The organism is Pseudomonas sp. NPDC007930, from assembly GCF_042958985.1.
Classification (GTDB): domain Bacteria; phylum Pseudomonadota; class Gammaproteobacteria; order Pseudomonadales; family Pseudomonadaceae; genus Aquipseudomonas.
The window spans coordinates 54,184-75,059 of record NZ_JBIBKC010000008.1 but is presented as its reverse complement, the minus strand read 5'-3'; the positions used below and the strand labels follow the sequence as shown (position 1 = coordinate 75,059).

At 66.5% G+C, this 20,876-nt stretch carries 17 protein-coding genes; 3 read left to right on the top strand and 14 right to left on the bottom strand.

Going from position 1 to position 20,876, the window contains the following annotated elements; all coding sequences use genetic code 11:
* Positions 1 to 94 precede the first annotated feature (94 nt).
* Genes ACFZCE_RS17590 through ACFZCE_RS17575 form a run of 4 tightly spaced genes read right to left on the bottom strand, consistent with a single transcriptional unit; the run spans position 95 to position 5,295 of the window.
* Positions 95 to 1,225 carry a fumarylacetoacetate hydrolase family protein gene (locus tag ACFZCE_RS17590; RefSeq protein ID WP_390941277.1) on the bottom strand — a complete coding sequence of 377 codons (1,131 nt, stop codon included), beginning with the start codon at positions 1,223 to 1,225 and terminating at the stop codon, positions 95 to 97.
* 11 nt (positions 1,226 to 1,236) lie between these two features.
* Complete coding sequence (locus tag ACFZCE_RS17585; RefSeq protein WP_390941275.1) at positions 1,237 to 2,085, bottom strand: ureidoglycolate lyase; 849 nt, start codon at positions 2,083 to 2,085, stop codon at positions 1,237 to 1,239.
* An 18-nt stretch (positions 2,086 to 2,103) separates the two neighbouring features.
* On the bottom strand, positions 2,104 to 3,888 hold the full coding sequence (locus tag ACFZCE_RS17580) for a dihydroxy-acid dehydratase (RefSeq protein WP_390941273.1): 1,785 nt from the start codon (positions 3,886 to 3,888) through the stop codon (positions 2,104 to 2,106).
* A 33-nt stretch (positions 3,889 to 3,921) separates the two neighbouring features.
* The gene (locus ACFZCE_RS17575; protein ID WP_390941271.1) at positions 3,922 to 5,295 is read right to left on the bottom strand and encodes an MFS transporter; all 1,374 of its coding nucleotides are present in this window, start codon (positions 5,293 to 5,295) and stop codon (positions 3,922 to 3,924) included.
* Between the two features lie 239 nt (positions 5,296 to 5,534).
* Here ACFZCE_RS17575 and ACFZCE_RS17570 point away from each other — a divergent pair, with 239 nt between their 5' ends.
* Complete coding sequence (locus ACFZCE_RS17570) at positions 5,535 to 6,824, top strand: MFS transporter (protein WP_390941269.1); 1,290 nt, start codon at positions 5,535 to 5,537, stop codon at positions 6,822 to 6,824.
* 234 nt (positions 6,825 to 7,058) lie between these two features.
* Here the strand turns inward: ACFZCE_RS17570 and ACFZCE_RS17565 are convergent, their stop codons facing one another.
* The gene (locus tag ACFZCE_RS17565) at positions 7,059 to 8,645 is read right to left on the bottom strand and encodes an ABC-F family ATPase (protein WP_390941267.1); all 1,587 of its coding nucleotides are present in this window, start codon (positions 8,643 to 8,645) and stop codon (positions 7,059 to 7,061) included.
* Between the two features lie 533 nt (positions 8,646 to 9,178).
* On the opposite strand from ACFZCE_RS17565, the gene ACFZCE_RS17560 reads away from it, so the two are divergent.
* Positions 9,179 to 9,397: a hypothetical protein gene (locus ACFZCE_RS17560; RefSeq protein WP_390941265.1), complete on the top strand. Its 219-nt coding sequence runs from the start codon at positions 9,179 to 9,181 to the stop codon at positions 9,395 to 9,397.
* Between the two features lie 35 nt (positions 9,398 to 9,432).
* Here the strand turns inward: ACFZCE_RS17560 and ACFZCE_RS17555 are convergent, their stop codons facing one another.
* Together ACFZCE_RS17555 and ACFZCE_RS17550 are read right to left on the bottom strand one after the other, a co-directional pair.
* Positions 9,433 to 9,831 carry a hypothetical protein gene (locus ACFZCE_RS17555; protein WP_390941263.1) on the bottom strand — a complete coding sequence of 133 codons (399 nt, stop codon included), beginning with the start codon at positions 9,829 to 9,831 and terminating at the stop codon, positions 9,433 to 9,435.
* Between the two features lie 53 nt (positions 9,832 to 9,884).
* Complete coding sequence (locus ACFZCE_RS17550; RefSeq protein WP_390941261.1) at positions 9,885 to 10,787, bottom strand: LysR substrate-binding domain-containing protein; 903 nt, start codon at positions 10,785 to 10,787, stop codon at positions 9,885 to 9,887.
* Positions 10,788 to 10,894: 107 nt separating this feature from the next.
* On the opposite strand from ACFZCE_RS17550, the gene ACFZCE_RS17545 reads away from it, so the two are divergent.
* Positions 10,895 to 11,959, top strand: a complete 1,065-nt coding sequence (locus tag ACFZCE_RS17545) for an aldo/keto reductase (protein ID WP_390941259.1) — start codon at positions 10,895 to 10,897, stop codon at positions 11,957 to 11,959.
* A gap of 44 nt (positions 11,960 to 12,003) precedes the next feature.
* On the opposite strand, the gene ACFZCE_RS17540 is transcribed toward ACFZCE_RS17545, so the two are convergent.
* The 7 genes from ACFZCE_RS17540 to ACFZCE_RS17510 form a co-directional block, all read right to left on the bottom strand.
* Positions 12,004 to 12,330 (bottom strand): hypothetical protein, encoded by a 327-nt coding sequence (locus ACFZCE_RS17540; protein ID WP_390941515.1) that lies wholly within the window; start codon positions 12,328 to 12,330, stop codon positions 12,004 to 12,006.
* 410 nt (positions 12,331 to 12,740) lie between these two features.
* Entirely contained in the window at positions 12,741 to 13,724 is a 984-nt protein-coding gene (locus ACFZCE_RS17535; RefSeq protein ID WP_390941257.1) for a tripartite tricarboxylate transporter substrate-binding protein, read from the bottom strand.
* Between the two features lie 75 nt (positions 13,725 to 13,799).
* A complete protein-coding gene (locus ACFZCE_RS17530) occupies positions 13,800 to 14,786 on the bottom strand; it encodes a tripartite tricarboxylate transporter substrate-binding protein (RefSeq protein WP_390941255.1) in 987 nt (328 codons plus the stop codon).
* A gap of 84 nt (positions 14,787 to 14,870) precedes the next feature.
* Positions 14,871 to 16,991, bottom strand: coding sequence for an efflux RND transporter periplasmic adaptor subunit (locus tag ACFZCE_RS17525; RefSeq protein WP_390941253.1), 2,121 nt, complete (start codon positions 16,989 to 16,991; stop codon positions 14,871 to 14,873).
* Between the two features lie 3 nt (positions 16,992 to 16,994).
* Positions 16,995 to 18,374, bottom strand: a complete 1,380-nt coding sequence (locus ACFZCE_RS17520) for an HlyD family efflux transporter periplasmic adaptor subunit (RefSeq protein WP_390941251.1) — start codon at positions 18,372 to 18,374, stop codon at positions 16,995 to 16,997.
* Positions 18,371 to 19,321: an efflux RND transporter periplasmic adaptor subunit gene (locus ACFZCE_RS17515; protein ID WP_390941249.1), complete on the bottom strand. Its 951-nt coding sequence runs from the start codon at positions 19,319 to 19,321 to the stop codon at positions 18,371 to 18,373. The genes ACFZCE_RS17520 and ACFZCE_RS17515 overlap by 4 nt, the downstream gene beginning before the upstream one ends.
* Positions 19,318 to 20,868: a TolC family protein gene (locus ACFZCE_RS17510; RefSeq protein ID WP_390941247.1), complete on the bottom strand. Its 1,551-nt coding sequence runs from the start codon at positions 20,866 to 20,868 to the stop codon at positions 19,318 to 19,320. The genes ACFZCE_RS17515 and ACFZCE_RS17510 overlap by 4 nt, the downstream gene beginning before the upstream one ends.
* Positions 20,869 to 20,876: the final 8 nt, after the last annotated feature.

Here is a 20,876-nt window from a genome sequence, read left to right as displayed (position 1 = left end):
CGAGGTGGGTGGGTATTGCACTGCCATGGCTGGGCTGCCGCGCCTGGCCTCTTTGCACGCCAGCGCGGCACCTGCAGCTTATTTCGAATGGCCGTCAGCGGTGTTGCAAGCTTTTGATCAGCGCGCCAATGCCCTCGGTCCAGGGCGCGGCCTTGTCGCTGTGGGTGACCCGATTGTGCAGGCCGCCCAGGCGTTCGCTGGTGATGCTTACCGCATCGCCAAGCTTGTGGGTGAAGCCGGCGCCGGGCTGGTCGCGGTCTTCGGTGGGGGCGAACAGGGTGCCGAGAAACAGCACAAAGCCATCCGGGTACTGGTGGTTGCCGTTAATGGCCTGGCCGACCAGGTTGGCCGGGTCGCGGCTGATCTGCGCCATCGAGCTTTCGCCGTGCAGCACAAAGCCATCCTCGGCGCCTTCGACCTTCAGCTTGACCACGCTCTGGCGCACGTCGTCGAGGCTGAAGCGCTCATCGAACAGCCTCACGAACGGCCCCAGGGCGCAGGAGGCGTTGTTGTCCTTGGCCTTGCCCAGCAGCAACGCGCTGCGGCCTTCGAAGTCGCGCAGGTTGACATCATTGCCCAGGGTCGCGCCATGGATGCGCCCGCGGCTGTCGACCACCAGCACCACTTCCGGCTCGGGGTTGTTCCAGCTGGAACTGGGGTGGATGCCGATTGGCGTGCCGCTGCCGACCGCGGCCAGCACTGGCGCCTTGGTGAAGATTTCCGCGTCTGGGCCGATGCCGACTTCCAGGTACTGCGACCACATGCCCTGGTCGATCAGCACCTGCTTGAGCGCCATGGCCTGGGCCGAGCCGGGTTCGAGGTTGGCCAGGCTGCCGCCGATGGCCTGGCCCACCTGGCGGCGGATGGCCTCGGCGCGGCCGGCGTCGCCGGCGGCTTTTTCTTCGATCACCCGTTCGATCATGCTGCTGGCGAAGGTCACCCCGGCGGCCTTGATCACCTGCAGGTCGATCGGCGCCAGCAGCCGCTCGGGGCTGGCCAGCAGTTCTTCGACGCTGCACAGGCGCGGGCCCTGGGCCGCGCGCAGGGCAAGGGCCGGGGCGTCGGTTTCGAGCAGCAGGCTGGTGGTGGGGTACTGCGCGGTGAGGTCGAACACGCCATCGGCGCGGATCGCCACCACGCAGGGCCCGGCCGGGCCACGCACGCGGCCGAGCAGGGCGGCCTGCTGCCAGTCTGGCGGCAGGCTGTTGGCGAGGGTCAGTTGCATACAGCCTCCTGTCAGTCGGCCTGCACGGTGGTTTGTTTTTGTTCGCCGAGCCCTTCGATGCCCAGCCGCATGGTTTGCCCCGGGCGCAGGAACACGGGCGCCGGCTTGATGCCCATGCCCACCCCCGGCGGGGTGCCGGTGGAGATGATGTCGCCGGGCTGCAGGCTCATGCAGCGGCTGACGTAGGCGATCAGCTGCGGGATGCGAAACACCAGGGTGCGGGTGTTGCCGTTCTGGTAACGGTGGCCGTCGACTTCCAGCCACAGGTTCAGTGCATGGGGGTCGGCGATTTCATCGCGGGTCACCAGCCACGGGCCGATCGGGCCGAAGGTGTCGAAGCCCTTGCCTTTGTCCCAGGTGCCGCCGCGTTCGAGCTGCCATTCGCGCTCGGACACATCGTTGATCACGCAGTAGCCGGCCACGTGCTCGAAGGCGTTGGCCTCGTCGATGTAGCGCCCACCCTGGCCGATGACCACGCCCAGCTCCACTTCCCAGTCGGTTTTCTTCGACTGCCGGGGGATCTGCACGTCGTCGTTGGGGCCGCAGATGGCGCTGGTCCACTTGTTGAAGATCACCGGTTCCGCCGGCACCGCCATGCCGGATTCGGCGGCGTGGTCGGCGTAGTTCAGGCCGATGCAGATGAACTTGCCGACCCGGCCCACGCAGGGGCCGATGCGTGGGTTGCCTTCTACCTTGGGCAGGCTGGCCGGATCCAGCGCGGCGATGCGTGCCAGGCCCTGCGGGGCCAGGTGCTCGCCGGCGAGGTCATCGAGGTGGGCCGAGAGGTCACGCAGTTGGCCGTGGGCATCGAGCAGGCCGGGTTTCTCTTGGCCGGTGTTTCCATAACGCAGCAATTTCATGGGTACGGTTCCTTCGGGTCAATGGGAATGGCGTGGCACCGGGTGCTCGGCGGTCACCCGCAGGTAGAGGGTAGCCGGCTCCAGGCAGCCGCCCGTGGAGAGTTGCCCGACCAACTGCCGGTACAGCGCTTGCCAGGGGGTTTGCGAGGGCGGGATGCTCGGCTTGCTCAAGGCTTGCCGGCGGGCGATTTCGGCCTCGTCGACCAGCAGGTCGACGCGCCGGTTGTTGAGGTCGACGCGCAGCCGGTCATTGGTTTCAAGCAGCGCCAGGCCGCCACCCACGGCGGCCTCTGGCGACATGTTGAGGATCGACGGGCTGGCCGAGGTGCCGCTCTGGCGGCCGTCGCCGAGGCAAGGCAGGGAGTCCACCCCGCGTTTGATCAACGCGGTGGGCGGGGCCATGTTCACCACCTCGGCGCTGCCCGGGTAGCCCACCGTGCCGCAGCCGCGGATCACCAGGATGCAGCGCTCGTCGATGTCCAGTTGCGGGTCATTGATTCGCGCGTGGTAGTCCTCGGGGCCATCGAAAACGATGGCGCGGGCCTCGAAGGTGTTCTCCGCGCCCGGCTCGGACAGGTAGGTGCGGCGGAACGCTTCGCCGACCACCGACATCTTCATGATCGCGCTGTCGAAAAAATTGCCCGACAGCACGATAAAACCCGCGCGGTGCATCAGCGGTTGCTCGAACGGGCGGATCACTTCGGCATCCTGGGCGGCGTGGGCCTTGACGATTTCGCCAATGCTGCGCCCGCTTACCGTGTTGCAGCCGCCGTGCAGGCGCCCGGCTTTGGCCAGTTCGTGCATCACCGCCGGCACCCCGCCGGCGCGGTGGAAGCTTTCGCCCAGGTACTTGCCGGCCGGCATGCAGTCGACCAACAGCGGTACGTCTTCGCCGATCCGTTGCCAGTCGTCCAGGCTCAGTTCGATGCCCATGTGCCGGGCAATCGCGATCAGGTGCGGCGGGCAGTTGCTCGAGGCGCCGAGGGCCGAGGCCACGGCGATGGCGTTCTCGAACGACGCGCGGCTCATCACCTGCGACGGGCGCAGGTCTTCGCGGACCATTTCCACCGCGCGCACGCCGGTGGCATAGGCCATCTGCCCGCGCTCGCGGTAGGGCGCCGGGATGCTCGCGCAGCCGGGCAAGGACATCCCCAGCGCCTCGGCCAGGGCGTTCATCGACAGCGCCGTGCCCATGGTGTTGCAGTGGCCCACCGACGGCGAGGCGGCGGTGGTCAGCTCCATAAAGCCTTCGTAGTCGATTTCGCCGGCGGCCATCAGGTTGCGCGCGTGCCACAGCACCGTGCCCGAGCCGACCCGCTGGCCCTTGTGCCAGCCGTCGAGCATCGGCCCGCCGGAGAGCACGATGGCCGGCAGGTCGGTGGTGGCGGCGGCCATCAGGCAGGCCGGGGTGGTTTTGTCGCAGCCGGTGGTCAGCACCACGCCGTCGAGCGGGTAGCCATGGAGGATCTCCACCAGGCCCAGGTAGGCCAGGTTGCGGTCCAGCGCGGCGGTGGGGCGGCGCGACTGCTCGGCGATCGGGTGCACCGGGAACTCCATCGGGATGCCGCCGGCGTCGCGGATGCCCGCCTTGACCCGCTGCGCCAGCTCCAGATGGTGGCGGTTGCACGGGGTCAGGTCGCTGCCGGTCTGGGCGATGCCGATGATCGGCCGGCCCGATTGCAGTTCGGCGCGGGTCAGGCCGTAGTTCATGTAGCGCTCGGTGTAGAGCGCGGTCATGTCGGCGTGGTCCGGGTCATCGAACCACTGCTGGCTGCGCAGGCGGCGTGGGGGCGAGTCAGTCATGGGGCAGTTTCCTTGTTCTTGTTCGTAAAAGGCTTAAGGGGCGGCGGGCTTGCCCAGCGGGTTGTAGCGCTGGCTGTGGTCGGCGCCCTGGCCGATGGCGTCGTGCAGGTCGGTCAGTTCGCGGTCGCGGGTTTCCACCGAGAGCCAGGTGCCGGCCAGGGTGGCCAGGGCCAGCACCAGGGTGTACAGCGCCATCACCCAATAGCCGCCGTCGACCCGGCTCAGCAGGAACACCCCCAGCAGCGGGGCGATCCCCCCGGACAGCAGCGCGCCGACCTCGCGTGACAGCGCCACGCCGGAGTAGCGGTAACGGTTGCCGAACAGCTCGGTGAAGTGCGCGCACTGGGCGCCAAGCATCGAGTTGGCGCCAATGGCAAAGCCGCCAAAGATGGCGATCACCGCCAGCGCCTGGTTGCCGGTACTGAGCATCCACCACGCCGGGAACGCCCAGGCCGCGGCGAACAGCGCACCGGCGCGGTACACCTTGAGGCGGCCGATGCGGTCGGACAGCGCGCCGAACAGCGGGGTGGTCAGCACGCTGGCCAGGCTCGCCCAGAGCACCGCGTTGGTGCCCACCGCGCCGAGCCCGGTCACACCGGTGCGCGGCGCTACAAAGCCGGTGAGAAAGGCAATCGCCACAGTGGCGTAGAGGGTGGAGGAGCCTTGCTCGCTCAGGCGCATCAGGATGGTCGCCGCCAGCGGCCGGCGCGCCTCGGTGAGCACCGCGCGCATGGGCGCGTGGTCCACCGCGTGGTGCGCGGCGAGGTTCTCGAACACCGGGCTTTCCTTGAGCTTCAGGCGGATCCAGATCGCCATGGCGATCAGCACCACGCTGGCCAGGAACGGAATGCGCCAGCCCCAGGCGAGGATTTCTTCCGGGGTGAGGGTCATTTGCAGGATGCGAAAGGTGATGGTCGCCAGCGCCAGGCCGGCGAAAATGCCCATGAACGGCAGCGCCGCGTACAGCCCCCGGCGGTGCTTGGGTGCCAGTTCGCTCATCAGTGTGGTCGCCCCAGACTGCTCGGCGCCGGCGCCAAAGCCCTGCAGCAAGCGCAGCGCCACCAGCAGCACGGCACCCACCGGGCCGGTGGGCAGCAGGCCGATGGCGGTGGTGGCCAGGCCCATCAGGCCGATGGTCAGCAGCAGCACCAGCTTGCGGCCCTTGCGGTCGCCCAGCGAGCCGAAGAACAGCCCGCCGAATGGCCGCGCCAGAAAGCCCGCGCCGTAGGTGGCGAAGCTCGCCAGCAGCGCGCCGGTGGGGCCGAGGCTGGGGAAAAACAATTGGCCGAACACCAGCGCGCTGGCCAGGCCGTAGAGGGCGAAATCGTAGTATTCGAGGGCGCCGCCGATGGCACCGGTGATGATGGCGCGGCGGAGCTGGCGTGGGGAGGGCGTTGTGGAGCTCACGGTGGGTCTCCTGAGTCTTTTTGTTGTTGTTGACTGCGCCATTACTGTTACCGATAACAGGCGATCCTGTAAAGCCGTGATTGGGCGGAATACGCAATATTCCGGTTGAGCGGCGTGACCGTTAACAACGCGATAACCGAGCGTTATCGCGCGATGCAAAGCCGTCATTGGCCGCTCGGGTACGCACGGCCCTACAGTGTTGCGGCGGCTAACCCGCGCAGGCCCTTCAAGAGGCGACCATGAAAACAATAAAAACCTGTAAGCACCTGGCGATCGCGTTTCTGTTCCTGATCGGCGTGATCAACTACCTCGACCGCAGCGCGCTGTCGGTGGCCAACACCTCCATCCAGCAAGACCTCTCCATCACCCCGGGCGAGATGGGCATCCTGCTCTCGGCGTTCTCCCTGGCCTATGCGTTCTCGCAGTTACCGCTGGGCATCCTGATCGACCGTATCGGCAGCAAGCTGGCCCTGGGCGGCTCGTTGATCCTCTGGTCGCTGGCGCAGATGGCCTTCGGGCTGTTCAGCCAGTTCTCCAGCCTGATGGGCATGCGCGTGCTGCTCGGCATCGGCGAGGCGCCGGTGTTCCCGTCGGCGGCCAAGGCCCTGGCGGAGTGGTTCGACGAGCAGGAGCGCGGCACCGCCACGGGGCTGGTGTGGTCGTCGACCTGCATCGGCCCGTGCCTGGCGCCGCCGCTGCTGACGTTGTTCATGGTCCACGCCGGCTGGCGCGGGATGTTCCTGATCACCGGGCTGCTGGGCCTGGTGCTGGCTGGCTGCTGGTTCGCGTTCTACAAAAGCAAGCGTGAGTACATGGCCGCCACTGGCCGCGCCGAACCCCAGCGCCCCGGCGCGCCGGCGACCAACGGCAAGCAGTTGCTGCGCGACTGGGCCGCGCTGTTTCGCCAGCGCAACACCTGGGGCGCGCTGTTGGGTTTCATGGGGGTGATCTACATGATCTGGCTGTACCTCACCTGGCTGCCGGGGTATTTCGAAAAACAACACGGCCTGGCCTTGTTCAAGACTGCCTGGGTGGTGTCGTTGGCGTTCCTCTGCGGCGCGGCCGGGACCATCGTCGCTGGGCGTGCCTGCGATTGGCTGGTCAAGCGTGGGGTCGGGCTGGTGGCCAGCCGTAAGCGGGTGGTGATCACCGGCCTGCTGGCGGCGGCGTTGTTCAGCCTGGTGGTGGGTTACAGCAAGGACGTGACCCTGTGCGTGGCGATGCTCTGCCTGGCAATGTTCTTCATCAGCATCTCCAGTGCCACAGCGTGGATGATCGTCAATGTGCTGGTGGTGCCGGAACGGGTCGCCTCGTTCGGCTCGATCCAGAACTTCGGCGGCTACCTGGCGGGGTCGGCGGCGCCGATCATTACCGGCTTCAGCGTGCAGTACAGCGGCAACTTCGACTCGGCGTTCATCACCAGCGCGGCGGTGGCGGTGTTTTCGGCGGTGGCGTACTGGCTGTTGTTGCGGGCACCGCAGCCGCTGGCGGAGGGTGTGGCGGCGGCGCGGCCGCAGGTGGTGCACTGACGGCGCGGGCCCTTCGCCCGGTAAAGCCGTAATGCTGTTCACTTAAGCAATCAAAACGCTGAGTTGAGGGTTAAAAGCCCTGATTTTTTCAAATGGTTTTACTGAGTGCATGAGCTGACTGGCCCATCGCCCGGCACAGCCGGCCTCCCACCAGATTTGTTTAAGCCATCGATTTACGAGGCAATACAGAACCCGTGGGAGGCCGGCTGTGCCGGGCGAAGGGCCCGCAAGCGCTTAAACGATCACGCCCTGGCTACGCAGGTAGTCGTCGTAGGTACCGCTGAAGTCCACCACGCCATCGGCCGACAGCTCGATGATGCGGGTGGCCAGCGACGACACGAACTCACGGTCGTGGCTAACGAACAGCAAGGTGCCGGGGTAGTGCTCCAACGCCAGGTTGAGCGCCTCGATCGACTCCATGTCCAAGTGGTTGGTGGGTTCGTCCATCACCAGCACGTTGGGCTTTTGCAGCGCCAGCTTGCCGAACAGCATGCGGCCTTGTTCACCCCCGGAGAGCACCTTCACTGACTTGAGGATGTCGTCGGCGGAGAACAGCATGCGCCCCAGCGCGGCGCGGATGTTCTGCTCGCCCTGGGTCCATTGGCCCATCCAGTCGAACAGGGTGTCGTCGGCTTCGAAGTCGTGGGCGTGGTCCTGGGCGTAGTAGCCCAGCTCCGCGGCCTCGGCCCATTTCACCGAGCCTTGGTCCGGGGCCAGTTCGCTCATCAGGGTGCGCAGCAGGGTGGTTTTGCCGATGCCGTTCGGGCCGATGATCGCCACCCGCTCGCCGGCTTCGACCTGCAGGTTCAGGCCGCTGAACAGCGGTTTGGCGTCGAAGCCCTTGGCCACTTTGTCGAGGGTCAGCGCCTGGCGGTGCAGTTTTTTCGTTTGGTCGAAGCGGATGTACGGGCTCACGCGGCTCGATGGCTTGACCTCTTCGAGCTGGATCTTGTCGATCTGCTTGGCCCGCGAGGTGGCCTGCTTGGCCTTCGAGGCGTTGGCCGAGAAGCGGCTGACGAACTGCTGCAGTTCGGCGATCTGGGCTTTTTTCTTGGCGTTGTCCGAGAGCAGGCGCTCGCGCACCTGGGTGGCGGCGGTCATGTACTCGTCGTAGTTGCCCGGGAACAGGCGCAGCTCGCCGTAGTCGAGGTCCGCCATGTGGGTGCAGACGCTGTTGAGGAAGTGGCGGTCGTGGGAAATGATGATCATGGTGCTGTTACGCACGGTGAGCACGCCTTCCAGCCAGCGGATGGTGTTGATGTCCAGGTGGTTGGTCGGTTCGTCGAGCAGCAGCACTTCCGGGTCGGAGAACAGCGCCTGGGCGAGCAATACCCGCAGTTTCCAGCCGGGGGCGACTTCGCTCATCGGGCCAAAGTGCTGCTCGAGCGGGATCCCCAGGCCCAGCAACAGTTCACCGGCGCGGGATTCGGCGGTGTAGCCGTCCATTTCGGCGAATTCCGACTCCAGTTCGGCCACCTTCATGCCGTCGTCTTCGCTCATTTCCGGCAGGCTGTAGATGCGGTCGCGCTCGGCCTTGACCTTCCACAGTTGCTCATGGCCCATGATCACCGTGTCGATCACGCTGAAGTCTTCGTAGGCGAACTGGTCTTGGCGCAGCTTACCCAGGCGCACGTTCGGCTCGAGCATCACTTGCCCACCGGACGGCTCGAGGTCGCCACCGAGGATTTTCATGAAGGTCGACTTGCCACAGCCGTTGGCGCCGATCAGGCCATAACGGTTGCCGTTGTTGAATTTGACCGAAACGTTTTCGAACAGCGGCTTGGGGCCGAACTGCATCGTGATATTCGCAGTTGAAATCAAGGGTTTACCTATCAATGACTTACAGTGGGGCAACGCGCGCGCACCGGCTTGAGGTGCGCGCTTGCCCCGGATGAACGTAGGTCAGCCCCGTGCACGGGTTGCGCGCGGTGGCCAAGCGGTTAAAGGATAAATGCGGGGGGTACGCCAGACATTGCGCGTATTGTGTCATAGCTGTGGCGGGAGGTGTATGGGGTTGCAGTGGATTGCCCGGCCCTTCGCCCGGCACAGCCGGCCTCCCACCAGATTTGTGTAAGCCATTGATTTTGGAAGCAACACAGACCCCGTGGGAGGCCGGCTGTGCCGGGCGAAGGGCCAGTCAGATCATGCGCTCGGTAAAAAACCAGGGAGAGATCAAGGCTTTGTACCTAAGATTTAGCGCTTTGATTGCTTAAGTGAACAGCACTCCGGCTGTGCCGGGCGAAGGGCCCTCGAACCCCGCACCCACGACCGTTCAGCCGCTGCTTCGCACGCCCAGCCCGCGCGCGCCTCCAACCTATGAGCCCAGGCAACTTGCCCAGGCCACGGAGGCACACATGCACAACAGCACCCAACAACAAGGTGGTTTCGGCAACGATCAAGCGCAGGCCGACCCGCTGGACCCGCTCATGCCCGGCCAGGACCCGGAAGCGACCCCAGGTGAAGGCAACCTCGCCGACCATGAAGGTGAGATCCCGCTGGACCCGGAAGACGATGCACCGGCCGTTGAAGACGACCCGCTGGCCGATGACAACACCGGCAACGCCGCGATCTGACCCCCCACGCCCGCCACCCAAGGCGGGCTCCCCGCTTACTTGACGGTAAAGTCCGAGCGCTGGAAGCTCTGGCTGCCGGCCCGTTCGTTCTCGATGGTGAGTTTGCCGTTGTCGACTGCGTAATGGGTTTGCGTGTCGCCATCGCCATAGGCGTTGCGCCAGCGGCCCCAGAGTTTTTCGTCGCTCAGGTAACCCGACCAGATCACTCGCGAGCCTTCGAGGCGGCAGCGGTAGCGGAACAGGTCGCCGTCTTCGCGGCGGTAGGAGATTTGCGGCGTGTCACCGGGGCGGTCGGTCTTCATGTATTTGGGCGAGCGGCCCATCTCGACGGCGATCGCCGCCTTGCAGATGTCGGCCGATGAAAACTCCGCGGCCTGGGCCGTGCCCCCCATCGCCACTGCCATGCCACCCACCCAGCCAAGCCATGCGCGCATATTCCCCGTCCTTTATGCGTTGGAACAATGCCCCCAGTGTACACCCGCCGCCATCAAACACGCTGGCGCGCGCTGATGAAATCAATGAACACGCGCAACTTGCGCGGCATCAGCACGCGGCTGGGGTAGTACAGGTAAAAGCCACCGTAGCTGGGCCACCAAGGCTCGAGCACCGGCACCAGGGTGCCGGCGGCGAAGTCGGCGCGCACCGCCGGCTCGAGGTAGCAGCCGATGGCGGCGCCGGCGCGGGCGGTATCGAGCAGCAGGCTGCCGGTGTTGGTGATCATCGCTGGGTTGGCTTGCACCTCCAGCCATTGTTCGCCTTGCTGGTATTCCCAGCGCATCGGCTGCTGGCCGTTGCCCAGCCGCGGGCAGGCGCAGCGGTGCAGCAGCAGGTCTGCCGGTACCCGCGGCGCGCCGTGGCGGGCGAGGTAGGCGGGGGCGGCGAAGGTGGCGCCGCGCAGCGAGCCGCCCAGGGGCACGGCGACCACGTCGTGGGCAAGGCTTTCGCCCAGGCGGATGCCGGCGTCGAAGCCGCCGCCGACCAGGTCGACCAGGTTGTTGTCGCAGTGCAGGTCGACGATCACCTGCGGGTAGGCGGCCATGAACGCCGCCAGGTGCGGCATGATCAACAGCTGCGCGGCCACGTCGGAGACGTTCAGGCGCAGCAGCCCGGCCGGCGCCTCGCGCCACTCGGCCACCTCGGCGATGGCCTGCTCCAGCCCACCCAGGCTGGCGCCGGTGGCCTCGAGAAAGCGCTGGCCCAACTCGGTGAGGCCCACCCGGCGGGTGCTGCGCTCGAGCAGGCGTACCCCTAGGCGGGCCTCGAGGCTGCGTACGGTTTGCGACAACGCCGAGGGCGACACGCCCAGTTCGCGGGCGGCGCGGCTGAAGCTTGAATGGTGGGCCACGCGGCTAAAGGCGGCGATGGCCGGGAACAGGTCGAAGGCGGGCATGGTCTCTGTGAAGCCTTGCTTAAAGGTGCATCCAGGATTAGGCGATTTTTCCGCACAGTGCAAGGGCTTAGGCTGGGGACTCACCCATTGCACAGCAGGAGCGCAGCATGCCCCTTCAGTTGAACGACTACACCACCCTCGGCCGCTCTGGCTTGCGCGTCAGCCCCGTGGCGCTGGGCACCATGACCTTTGGCCAGGACTGGGGCTGGGGCGCCAGCGAGGCAGATTGCCGGGATATTCTCGACACCTACCTGGGCGCCGGCGGCAACTTCATCGACACCGCCAACTTCTACACCGGTGGCACCGCCGAGCGCTTGCTTGGGCAACTGCTGCAGGGCCGCCGCGAGCAGGCGGTGATCGCCAGCAAGTACTCGCTGAACCTTGACCCCAGCAACATCAACGCCGGCGGCAACCACCGGCGCAACATGGTCCGCGCGGTGGAGGCCAGCCTGCGGCGGTTGAACACTGACTACCTTGACCTCTACTACCTGCACGTGTGGGACGCGACCACGCCGGTGGAGGAGGTGATGCGCGCCTTCGATGACCTGGTGCGGGCCGGCAAGGTGCTGTATGTGGGCATCAGCGACACGCCGGCGTGGCAGGTGGCGCGCATGCAGATGCTTGCCGAGCTGCGCGGCTGGGCGCCGTTCGTGGCGTTGCAGATCGAGCACAGCCTGGTCGAGCGCAGCGTGGAACATGAGCTGCTGCCGATGGCCGCTGAGCTGGACCTTGCCGTACTGGCCTGGTCGCCGCTGGCCGGTGGGGTGCTCACCGGCAAATACAGCCGGGCTGATATCCAGGCCTACCAAGGGCAAGACATGTTCACCGCCGGGCGCGGCGCGGTGGTGTCTGGGCTGGGCGCACTGCGGGAGCGCAACCTGCTGATCGCCGACACGGTCAAGGCCGTGGCCGAGGAAACCGGGCACAGCAGCGCCCAGGTGGCGTTGGCCTGGCTGCTCGGGCGGCGGGCACCGCGGGTTATTCCGATTTTGGGCGCGCGCACGGCGGCGCAGTTCAAGGACAACCTGGGGGCGTTGAGCGTGGCATTGAGCGAGGAGCAGGCGCGGCGCCTGGAGGCTGCCAGTGCCATCGAGCCGATCTTTCCCCATGGCTTCCTGCCGAGGGTGATGGGGCAGGTGCTGGGCAGTGGCCGTGTGCAGAGAGGGTGGTAGGGGGGCGGCCCTTCGCCTGGCTGTGCGGGCGAAGGGCCGTCGGCTCAGCAGTAACGATCAACCACCTTCACCGCGCCGCGGCGCAGCCCTTGGCATTCCTGCGTGAGGGTATGCAGCACGCGGTGCAGGAAGTCGCGGTCGGCCGCGGCCTTTTTGCCCACGTAGCCGCCGCCCCGGCGGTAGGTGCGCAGCCGCGCACGCATGCTCGGGCGGTGTTGCTCGAAGGCGGTTTCGCAGGCCTCCGGGCCCAGCGCCTCGATGTGCACGTCACCGCTTTCACACACCCAGAGGATGTGGCTGTCGTGGCTGTCGCGGCGGGCGGCGAACAGCTGTGCCAGGTCGTCGACGGTGGGTTGGTCGTTCAGGTTGATAGTCATGGCCTTCACCTCGTCTTGTGCTAGCGGTTGATTAAAGGCAACGGCCCAAGGCTGTGTAGTGGATGAGGTTTGGCACTACATACGAATGCCAGGCACACACAGGCTGCGATCGCAGGGCGACGGCATTGGCAAAGGGGAGGCAATAGGTGGGCCTGCCCGGCAGTTGACAATGTCCAGCAGCATGGCACGCCGTTAATACGGGCATGCCTGCGTGTTAGCTCATCAATCTGCCTTATGGGCAGCACATTCACGAAGCACCTGGCGGCTGGCCAGGTGGATCAGGCCGCTGTTTCCAGCGCTCCCGGTCGGGGAGATGGGCCAATCATGCAAGGGCAAAGGCGGCACGTCAACTGTTTTTGTAGTGCTACTTTCGTAGCACTACATTTTGCCGGAGTGTCGGACAATCAACCGATCGGGCCCAGCCCGTAGGTTTTCACCAAGCCGGCGTAGCGGTCGATTTCTTCGCGCATGCGGCTGTGGATCTGCGCCGGGGTGAGCAGTGCCGGGCGCAGCAGCAGGTCTTGCTGCATGGCCTGGTAATCCTGGCTGGCCTGCACCCCGCGCAACATGCGGGTGAGGTTGGCGGCTTGCGCGGCGGGCAGGGCCGCGGGGGCAAACCAACCGTACCAACCGTCGAGAATCAGTTCCGGCAGGCCTTGCTCGGCGAAGGTCTGCACCTCGGGCCAGGCCTGCAGCCGCTCGGCGCTGCTCACCGCCAAGGCGCGAATACTGCCGCCCCCCAGCAGCTTCTGGTTGCTGCTGACCACTAGCGCGGCGGCCAGTTGGCCGTCGCGCAAATCGCTGAACATCGCCAGTGGGCCATGGTAGGCCTGGGGCCGCAGGGCGATTTCCTTGATCCGCGCCAGCATCAGGCTGCCCAGGTGGCCCTGGGAGCCATACAGGGTAAAGCCGAGGTCGCGGTAGTCGGGGTTGCGTTGCACCCAGGCCAGGTATTGGTCCACCGTGCGCACCGAAGCCGGCACCGCCGGGCCCACTGCCAGGGCGTAGTCGTAGGCGCCCAACAGGCCCAGCGGCGTGAAGTCGGCCAGCGGGTCGTAGTCAAGCTTGCGGTACATGCTTGGGAACAACACCATCGAGCCAGACTGCACCTGCAACAGCGTAGAGCCATCGGCCGGGGCGATCTTCACCTGGCGGGTGGCATCCTGGGTGTTATGGGTGGGGACGATCTGCAGTTCATAGTTGGCTTGGTACTGCGCGGCCAGCATTGCCAGGGTGCGCCCTGCCAAGCGCTCGCCGACCGCACCCGGAGGTACCCCGAACACCAGTGTGTTCACCTCCGTTTCTGGCCCGGCCGCCCAGGCCGGCAGGGCGCCGGCCAGCAACATGGCCATGGAATTACCGAGAAACCTGCGCCTGCTGCGGTGCATTTAGCGTACTCCTGGGGGGCAGATCACCTGGATCCGATCCTGAGTAGTGTAGTCAATGCACGGCGTTGGGCTGGCTCAGTCGAGGTACTTCAGCCCCAACGAACGCGAGAGTTGCGCATATTGCGCGGTTTCTTGCGCGGTGCGTTGTTGAATTTGCTCCGGCGTCAGCCGCAGGGGGGTGATCAACAGGCGCTTTTGTAGCTCCAGATAGTCGGGCTTGGCTTGCATCTCGGCAATCTTGCCGGTCAGCTCGTTCAGCAGCCCCGTAGGCGTGGCTGCGGGGGCATACCAGCCGTACCACACGTTGATGTCCATGCCCGCTACGCCTTGTTCCTGCAGCGTGGGCACGTTCGGCCAGTAGGGCACCCGGCGCGCCTGGGTGGTGCCGATCGAGCGCAGCGTACCGTTGGCCCACAGCGCCGAGTTGCCGTTGCCTGCAGCCGTAAAGCCAGCGGCGAGGTTGCCGTTTTTCAGGTCGTCGATCAGGATGCCAGAACCTTGGTAGGGCCGCGCGTTGAAGGCCATGCCGGCCCTTTGCGCGAGCATCAGCGTCGCCAGGTGACCTTGCGAGCCGTAGATGGCGAAGCCGATGTCGCGCAGGTCTGGGTTGTTCTTCACCCAGGCCTCGTACTGCGCCAGGGTGGTCACGCTGCGCGGCACCGCCGGGCCGACGGTCAGCGACAGTGAGTATTCTCCAAAACACGCCAGCGGGGCAAAATCCTTCTGCGGGTCATAGCCCAGGTTGCGGTAAACCGCTGGCAGCAGGCAGGTGGCGGTGGATTGCGCTTGCAGCAACACGCTGCCATCCGGAGTGCCCTTGGCCGCCATTTCAGCCGCCAGGCGGGTGTTACGGCCCTCAATGTTGCGCAACTGGTACTGCACCCCGGCGGTGCTCGCCAGGATGGTCGTGGCGCCCAGCGCCAGTTGGCTGCCGATCGAGCCTGGTGGGTAGCCAAACAACAAGGTGCCCTGGCTGGGCAACCCGGCGGCGCGCGCGCCCGGCAGGGCGCCGGCGAGCATCAGGGCACTGGAGGCGCACAAAAAGCCACGGCGGTTGAGCATACTACTTCTCCCGTAAAGTTGCCGGTGCTCGCCCATCAGGCCGTCAGGCGCAGGCAGTTCCAGCATTGAGCGTTGTTGTCAGGGTCAATCACGCAACTCGGCGATCAGCAGGTGCCAAAGGCGGGTCAGGCTTTGTTCGGCCAGGCTTTGCGGCGTTGCCGCTAGCTGAATTTGCCCGCGTATCTGCTGGGCGGCGCCTTCCGGGGCGGAGCCCAGTACCTCGAAGCTGACCCGGTGCTGGGCACTGACCGGCACCGAGCGGTGTTCTTTGTCTTCCTGGGCGTCGATTGGCCCGCCGTAGCGCGAACTGAGGCTGTCGGGGCTGATGAATTCGCTGGCTTGGTCTTCAAGCCGGGCCAGGCGCACCCTGCGCTTGGGCAGGCTGGGCTCGTCGGCGATGAACACGCCCTCGGCGCCGGCCTGCAAGCGGCTGATGTCTTTTTCGTTGACGAAGCCACTGGCATCCTGGCTGGCGCCGATCAGCACCCGGCCCAGGGTGGTGGCAGGGCGCACCCACATGCCGGCCTGCAGGTTGGCCGGCACGTCGGCCAGCACGCCGTCTTCAGGGGCGCGCCATTCGAGCATGGCGGCGCGCTCGGCCAGGCCCTTGAGGTCGGCCTGGGCTTGCAGTTGCTGCTGGCGCAGCACGATGGTTTCGGCGCGGTCCTTGGCGTCGCCGCCGATGCGGTCGAGGCGCTCGCTGGCGATCACCAGGTTCAACTGCGCCTCGGCGCGCTTGCTGTCGAGCTCTGGCGAATAGAAACGCGCCAGCAGTTGGCCCTTGCTCACCGCCGCGCCGGGCTGCAGGTGCACTTCTTCGATGCGCGCGTCTTCCGGGGCCTGGATCGGCACCTCTTGCTGCCAGCCGAGCATTGCCGGCACGCTGACGTGGCGGTCCAGCGGCAGCAGCAACAGCCCCAGCAGGGCGCCGCCGAGCAGCCACAGCCCGGTGCGGCGGCGTTGGGCCACGCGCTCGCGCAGCTTCCACCAGTGCGCGCCGACCCGCAGCAGGCGGCGGCCGACGAAATTCCACAGGGCATAGCCGAGCAGCGCCAGGCCGGCCAGTTCGAACAATTGCTTGTAGGTGAACCAGGCGATGGTGCAGCTCAGGGTGATCTGGTAGCACCACACCAGGGTGCCGTACACCGTGAAAAACACCGCGCGGCCGGGGCTCAGCGCTTCTGGCGGTTCTTCCACCGGGCCGAGCAGGCAGCGCCCGAGCAGCCATTGGTTCCAGGCCAGCGCGCGCGGCTGCAGGTTGTCGATCTTCAACGCGTCGCTCAGGAAGTAGTAACCGTCGAAGCGCGACAGCGGGTTGAGGTTGATGAACAGGCTGGTAGTCCAGCTGGAGGTGGCCAGCACGAAGGCGATGCTGCGCAGGGTGCCTTCGGGGAACACCGCCCAGGCCAGGGTGGCCAGGCCGGCGACGAAGGTTTCGGCGATCACCCCGCCGGCGGCGACCCACATCCGCGCGCGCGGGTCGTTGAGCCGGGCCACGTCACCCAGTTCGGTGAACAGCATCGGTACGCCCATGAAGATCGACACGCCCATCTTGCCCACGCGCACGCCGCGGGTCATCGCCATGTAAGCGTGGCCCAGCTCGTGCAGCACCTTCAGCCCGGCCAGGGCGCAGGCGTAGGCGACCACCCCTTGCACGCTGAAGAAGTTCGAGAACGTACCGATGAATTCGTCCCACTGGCGGCTGGTCAGGTACAGCCCGAGCAGGGTGAACACGGCCCACACGCTGACCACCGTGCGCCCGCCGATGGCTTGCAGCATCGGCAGGCAGTAGCGCAGCAGCGAGTGCGGCGCCCACATCGGCAGGCGGAACCCCAGCAAGCGCCCGACCAGCCCGCGCAGGCCGTGGCCGCGCAGGCGCTCGGCCTGTTCGGCCAGGCGTTGGTAGGCCTGGCGGCCGCGGGCTTGCAGCAGGTGGTGGTCGGCGAGGAATTTCACCAGGCCTTCGAAGGCGTCGTTGTCCCAGGCCTGGCGGCGCGCGGCCAGGGCCTGGCGCAGGCCGCCAACGGTGCCGTGGTGCCACAGCGAGAGCAGGGTGACGTCGTCGCCACCGAGCAGGTAGAAACGGTGCTGCAGCGGGTCGTACAGGCGCCAGCGCGGCGCCCCGGCGTCGTCGCTGCTGGCCGGCTCCAGGCGCAGCTCCTGGCGCAGCGGCGGCAGTGGCGGGTCTTGGCTGAGGCTGACCATGGGCTAAACCCCCAAATACTGGCGCACGGCGGCGATCGGCCGGCGCAGCAGCTGGAACGCCAGCGGCGCGTAGTTGCCATACACCCGCGCGGTGCCGCGGGCGCCGATGCGCGGGGTGGCGCCTTCGCCGGGGCTGGCGATCAGGGTGTAGCTGGTGACCCCGGCCGGGGTGCTCTTGGGCGTGTAGCTCACGCTTCGCAGCTGGCCGTTGAGGCCGCCGAGCGGGGCGCTTTCGAGGTACACCGCGACCGGGTTGCCGCTGGCCAGGTCGATCGCGTTGGCGGTAGACAGGTCGATGCGGTAGTTGACCTTCGCCGGGTCGGCGACCTGGAGGATTTCCTCGCCGACCATCACCGAGCGGCCCTCCCAATCGCGGCGGTCGCTGTACACCGCCAGGCCGTTGATCGGGGTGCGCACCAGGGTGCGCTGCAGCACTTCCACGGCGTAGTTGTACTTGACCTTGGCCAGGTCGTGCTCGGCGGCGGCGATGGCCATTTCGTGGGCGGCGTCCTGGTCGTTGAAGGCCGCCGCCGAGGTGCGCCGGTCACGGGCTTCGGCCACCGCCAGCTCTTGCTGGGCGAGGACCATCTCATTGCGCGGCTGGATGTCTTCGAACTGCACCAGTGGCTGGTTGGCGCTGACCTGGGTGTTCGGCCCGATCAACAGCTTCTTGATCACGCCGTTGATCGGCGCGGTGAGGATGTACGGCTGGTCGGCGATCACTTCCACCGGCGCCATCACCGACAAGCGCACCGGCACGCAACCGATCGCCACCAGCACCGCCGCGGCGATCGCCAGGTTGCGCCGGCCCAGGGGCAGCCGGCTGAGCAGGCTGCGGGGTTTGCCGAAGGCGCGCCAGGCGTGCCCGTAGGTTTCGCCCAGGCGTTGCAGCAGCACGCCGTCGCGGGGGGCGAATTCGCCCTCGCGCAGGAACAGCGCGCCGCCTTGCAGGCGTTTTTCGCGGTCCAGCAGCGGTTGCCAAAAGCCATGGCGCAGGGGGAACTCGGCCAGGGTCGGGTCGCCGCCGCTGGGCAGCAGCAGGGCCCCCGGCTTGGCCAGCTCGCCGCGTTGTTCGCAGGCGCCCAGCCAGGCGCCCATGGCCTGCGCCAGAGGGGCGTGGCGGTCAGGCGCCGGCAGGCTGTTGACGGTGTTCAGTTGCAACCCTTTGCCCACGCCGCCACGCCGCCAGATCATCGCCTGGCCATGGGGCACCAGGTCTTGCAGGTGGTTGGCCCAGTGGAAAAACAGCTCGCGCTCACTGGGCTGGCGGCGCACTTCGGCCTCGATCGCCAGCAGTTGCAGGGCGGCGCGGTGGGCCTTTTCGGCGTCGCCGGCGGAGACGTGCGCGCTCGGCGGCTGGGTCGGCAACTGAACGTTGATCATGGGCGGCTGGCCAGGCTGTCGTCGAAACGGGCGGTGCCGCTCATGCCCGGAATGGCCGAACCGTTGGCCTTGCCACTGAAGCGGCCGATGATCTTCACGGTCTTGCTGACCGGGTCAACGGCGGGCAGCAGGCGGTCTACCACGGCCTGGCCGGTCTGGCCGGTTTCATCCACGCGGAAGCTGAACGCGGTGTCGGGCTTGAGCCACTGCATCCATTTGCTCGGCACGATCAGGTCGAGTTCCAGCGCGCTGGTGTCGACGATCTTCAACAGCGGTTCGCTCACCGACACCGATTCGTACAACCGCGCCATGCGCTCGGTGACCCGGCCGCTGTAGGGGGCGAAGATCTTGCACTGCTTGATCTGCGCCTTCAGCGCCTGGGACTCGGCCTTGGCCTTGTTCAGTTTGCTCTCGGAAATCAACAGGTCGAACTTGCCGATGGAGTTGAATTTCTCCAGCTCCTGGTTGGTTTCTACGGTTTTTTGCTCCACCTGCACGGCGGCGTCGGCGGCGCGCAGTTCGGCGGCGGGTTTGTCGCAGTCGAACTCCACCAGCAGGTCGCCCTGCTTGAACGCCTGGCCTTCGCTGAACGGCATCTTGATCACCTGGCCGACCATGCCCGAACTCAGCTTGGCTTCGCGCACGGCGCGGACCACGCCGCGCACCTGGCCGTTACCGGCATCGTCGCTGGCGGGCTTGTCGGCCACCGCCGGGCTGGCAGCGCTGGCCGGGGCCGGGGCAACCACGGCGGCGGCAGGGCTGGCTTGGGCCGGGGCCATTTGCGCCGGGGTGGTGATCGCCTGCGCCGGCATTTCTACCGCGGCGGCCTGGGGCACCAGCTCCACCGGGGCCTTGGGCGGCGCCGCGTGGCCGCCGAACAGGGCGTAGGCCGAGTAGCCCAGAGCCCCACACAGCACGATCAGGCCAGCAGGTTTACGGATGATCATAGCGAGGCACTCCCGGTTTCTTCAGGCATGGCCGGAAGGCTGCTGGCGCGCTCGGTCCAGTGTTCCTGGAGCTTGGCGGCGATGTCAGCGATCGGCGTTTGGGGTTGAATGTCGACGTCGAAGTTGTCCAGGCCCATCGAGGCGTACAGGTTGGCATAGGCGTTCTGTACGTCTGCGTAGGCCGAGTCGTAGCGCACTTCGGCGAGGATCGAGTTCATTTCTTCGCGCACCAGATCGCGCTGGCTCACGGTGTGGGCCTGGAAGCCTCCACGCGACAGCTCGACGATGTGCTGCTGCACGTCTTCGGCGTTGCGTTGGGTGCCCAGCTCCTGGGAGTAGCGGATGAAGCGCACGCGGGCGACGTGGATCTGCGTCATCACCGCCATGGTCAGGGCCAGTTGGCGTTGTTCGATCACCTGGCCTTCGGCTTTCAGCGCTTCTTTTTGCATCGGGTAGCGGAACACGTTCATCAGGTTCCAGCTGATCTGGCCGCTGGCGTTGAGCCAGCTGTTGTTGTACAGGTATTGGTTCGAGTCATAGTTCAGCCCCAGCACGCCCTTCAGGCTCGGCAGGGCGCGGATCAATGCGGCGGTTAGCTCGTTCTGGTTGATACGCTGCTTGTAGGCGCCTTCACGCAGTTCCGAGCGAAAGCGCAGGCCGACCATCACCATCTCGTTGGCCGAGCCGGGCAGTTCCGGTACTACGTCGGTGCGGTCTGGCAGCACCAAGGTGAAGCGGGTGTCGGGCTTCAGGCCGATCAGCGCGGCCAACTGGTTCTTGGCCAGGGCCAGTTCACGTTGCAGCTTCTGCACATCGCCTTCGACTTGCAGCAGGTCACGCTGATAGTTAAGCACGGTCAGCGGCGGCACCAAGCGCCGGTCAGCCAATTCCTGGGTTTGCTGCAGGGCTTTTTGCGCGAGTGCTTCGAGGTCGACCAGCTTTTTGTAGGTGCGGTCGGCACTCACGGCGCGCCAGTAGGCGGTACGCACGTCTTCCTGAATGCGGTTGACCACCTTGCGCCGGCGCTCGGCGGCAATCAGCTTTTCGTCGGCGTCTTGCAGGCCGCGCACGTAAGAGAGGCCAAAGTCGAGGACGTCCCAGCTCACCGCCAGGTCAGCGGTGTTGCCGCTGCGCTCGGTCGAGGTGGAAGGCTCCAGCGACTGGCGGCCGGAGAGCAGCGACTTGCTGCTGGCACCGGCATCGTTGTTGCGGCTGTTGAAGCCAAAGTTCGAGGCGATGGTCGGCAGCATGCCGGCGCTGTTGAGGTCCAGCTGCTTCTGGCGGAAGGCTTCGTCCATGAGCTCGATACGCTGGTCAAGGTTGTACTTGAGCGCGCGGGCCATGGCCTCGTACAGCGAAATAGGGCCCGACACCGGTTCTTCTTCGGCTACCGAGGCCTCGAGCTTGGCCTTGTAGTTACGGGCTTGAGCGTCGACATCGATGGGTGCCGGCACGATGGTGCAGGCCTGAAGGCCCAGGCAGCAGGCGGCTGCCAGCAACCAGGGCCGGGCAATGGCAAGACGAAGAGGCAGTAAGGGCATGTGCATGAACGCTG